The sequence below is a fragment of the Desulfobacter curvatus DSM 3379 genome (assembly GCF_000373985.1).
Taxonomy (GTDB): Bacteria; Desulfobacterota; Desulfobacteria; order Desulfobacterales; family Desulfobacteraceae; genus Desulfobacter; species Desulfobacter curvatus.
Genome location: NZ_KB892978.1, coordinates 1 through 3,058, shown reverse-complemented (window position 1 = coordinate 3,058; position 3,058 = coordinate 1). Strand labels below are relative to the sequence as shown.

Sequence of the window (3,058 nt, the reverse complement as noted above, 5' to 3'; positions counted from 1 at the left end):
CCAATTTTATAGTCGTCTCAGCGAGAAGAAACTATCACGTTTTTTGTTCTCAAAGATAGGCTTTTTTCAAACCGGGAAAATGGGAATGCGCCCCCCTTGTGTTTGGCCCGACCGGTGCCGGCAAGTCCACCTTACTGGCAATGATAGCAGCACAGTTCAGGCGGTACAAAAATTCGTCCATTTTTGCCTTTGATAAGGGTATGTCAATGTTCCCTTTGGTTTCGGCGGCTGGTGGCACCCATTACGAAATTGCCGGGGATGACAGCAGCCTTGCCTTTTGTCCGCTTCGCGGCGTTGATGACGACAGTGAACAGGCCTGGGCCGAAGATTGGATAACGACCCTATGCACCATGCAAAAAGTTGAAATTAAACCCGAACATAGGAGCAGTATCCACAATGCGGTTACACAAATACGAAATTCCCCGCCGTCACATCGGACATTAAGCAACTTATATCATTATTTGCAGCACCAGGAACTTAAAGAGGCCATTAACCATTACACGGTCCAGGGAGCCATGGGAAAACTTTTGGATGCCCAGACCGATTCAATGGCCATTGAAACTTTCACGGTTTTTGAAATCGAAGAACTGATGAATCTTGGCGAAGAAAACCTGATCCCGGTCCTGCTTTATATTTTCCATTGCATTGAAAAATCATTCAAAGGACAGCCAAGTTTATTGATCCTGGACGAAGCCTGGGTCATGCTGGGGCATCCTGTGTTCCGGCAAAAAATCCGGGAATGGCTAAAGGTTTTAAGAAAGGCCAATTGTGCAGTTGTGCTTGCCACACAAAGCCTTTCTGATGCTAAGAACTCCGGTATCCTGGACGTATTAAATGAAAGCTGCCCAACTAAGATTTTTCTGCCCAATCTAACCGCAAATCAAGACATTCAACTTGATTTGTACCGTGGGTTTGGCCTGAACTCCGCTCAGATCAATATCATAACCAAAGCCGCCCCGAAGCGTGAATATTACGTCTCCAGCTCAGAAGGACGGCGGTTAATCAATCTGGCGTTATCTCCCCTGGCACTGGCGTTTGTCGGTGCCAGCAGCAAAGAGCATATAGCAAGTATTAAAAATTTAATTCAAGAAAACGGCCAAACCTGGCCCAGGGCCTGGTTGGTTGAAAGAGGTGTTACTTTTAAAACGTAAAGGAATAAATCAAATGAAAAGAAAAAGCATTAAAAGAAAATTTAGAATCTCCTTCATCGTCCTTATCTGTCTTCTCTCCTTCTCATCTTCCCTGACCCTGGCCGGCATCCCCGTAACTTGTGTCAACTGTTCAAACCTGTTCACCCAGGCATTAGAGTACATCAAAGACATTGAGCAGTTGGCCGAAGCGATCAAACGCTATGAAGAACTGGTCAAGCAGACACAGAACGCTTTGACCAACACCATGAATCTGCCCGCCAGCATGAAAAGCAAATTAGAGTATCAACTGAGAGGAGCATTAGCGAATATTCGCCGGTTGAAAACATACAAAGCCGACATGGACGCCCTTTATACCATTTTCACAGAAACCTGGCCCGAACTCAGAGATGTAAAAGTTGACGGGGTGCTGATGTCGGATCGAATTGATGACCGGAGAAATCAGTTCAACATAGCTGCGGTGAAAATGGACAATATTTTGCAGTCAAACTTTCAGCTTTCCGGCCAGCAGTTGCAGGATTTGGAAGATTCCGGCGAATTTGACACCTATATAAGCGGTCTTCTTTCATCCAAATCCGGCAGAATGCAGGCAATAGAGGCCGGAAACCAGATAAATGCCCTGACCGTAAACGAGTTGCGGCAGACCAGGGCATTATTGGCCAATTACGTGCAGGCCCAATCAAGCGAAACAGCCCAGAAACAGCATGAACAAAAATTGCGTGAGGCGGAAGATCAGCGGGAAAGAAGCGTGGGTATCAATAGAGGCTCAGTGGTTTTACCGGAGCCATAATCAAGGTTCAGGTAAAGTAACGCTGCCTCGATTAATTCCAATGGTGTCTTTGTATTCCTGTTTGGGTTGGGAATCAACCGAGATCCCAATATAGACACCCACACTGATACTGATCGCAATAGCTATGGAGACGGTAAGAATGATTAAATTTTTAGACATAAAACCTCCTTCAAATCTTTTTCTTTATTTTGCTATCATACCAATTTTATTATTTTTTTGCAATGAAATTGCCGCTGCCGCAACCGTTGATCAAGATATTATTGAAAAAATAATACTCAAATATCACGATGTAGGTTCGACCTGGGGAACGAATGTAAAAAAGCATGCGTTCTGGCTGCTGAAAGTCATGCTCGTTATACAGCTTACCTGGATGGCATTAAAATTGGGCCTGAAGCAATCCACCCTGCAGGATGTATTGGAGGACCTTGTAAAGGTGGTCTTTTTCGGGTCTGTTTTTTTCTGCCTGATCGTCTACGGTCAGGATTGGGCAGATAAACTGATCCAGGGGATGGCCAATTTAAGCGTGGACGTTGCCGGGGGCGGCAGCAGTGCCATGCAGGTGTTTACCAACAGCCTTAAAATCGCCGACAACATGACAGCACCCATATCTATATGGGGTGCGGTAAAAGCCCCGCTGATAGGGCTTTGTATCATTGCAACGCTGCTTTGTGCCGCGTTTATCTATGGCATGTATGTTTTAATTCTTTGTGAGGCTTGGATTGTCCTTAATTTAGGCATTCTGCTTTTAGGCTTTGGGGGGCTTAAAACAACCAGGGGCTTTGCAACCAGTTTTCTTAAATACGCCCTTGGGGTTGGCCTTAAATTATTCACAGTTAAATGTCTGATTTTCATTTTAGCTGCGTTTGTGGCTGACATGATCAATTATTATTTCAACGATATTTCAGAAGTCCTGGTTATTACCGCATCCTTTATCATCCTTGCATTTCTGGTAAAAACGCTCCCCGACGCCATGGCGAGAATGGTCACTTTGCATAGCGGCAGCAGTGCCGGGGTTATGACAGGAGAAGAGTCGGCCATAATTGTTCTAAAGCATCGACTATAAAATCTGCTGTAATATGACTTTCGGTAAAATAAAAGAAGGGTTCATCTGTTGCCGGAA

General features: G+C 45.0%; 3 protein-coding genes. All 3 read left to right on the top strand.

What is annotated here, in order from left to right:
- Positions 1–98: 98 nt before the first annotated feature.
- The 3 genes from B147_RS27675 (at position 99) to trbL (ending at position 3,001) form a co-directional block, all read left to right on the top strand.
- Entirely contained in the window at positions 99–1,151 is a 1,053-nt protein-coding gene (locus B147_RS27675; RefSeq protein ID WP_245568955.1) for a TraG/VirB4 family ATPase, read from the top strand.
- Between the two features lie 13 nt (positions 1,152–1,164).
- The gene (gene trbJ, locus B147_RS0106960; RefSeq protein ID WP_020586500.1) at positions 1,165–1,938 is read left to right on the top strand and encodes a P-type conjugative transfer protein TrbJ; all 774 of its coding nucleotides are present in this window, start codon (positions 1,165–1,167) and stop codon (positions 1,936–1,938) included.
- A gap of 139 nt (positions 1,939–2,077) precedes the next feature.
- Positions 2,078–3,001, top strand: coding sequence for a P-type conjugative transfer protein TrbL (gene trbL, locus B147_RS27670; RefSeq protein WP_020586498.1), 924 nt, complete (start codon positions 2,078–2,080; stop codon positions 2,999–3,001).
- The last annotated feature ends 57 nt before the right edge of the window (positions 3,002–3,058 follow it).

Excerpts from the sequence above, each read along its gene's own strand:
- trbJ (WP_020586500.1), top strand. The coding sequence starts at position 1,165 with ATGAAAAGAAAAAGCATTAAAAGAAAATTTAGAATCTCCTTCATCGTC.
- trbL (WP_020586498.1), top strand. The coding sequence starts at position 2,078 with ATGATTAAATTTTTAGACATAAAACCTCCTTCAAATCTTTTTCTTTAT.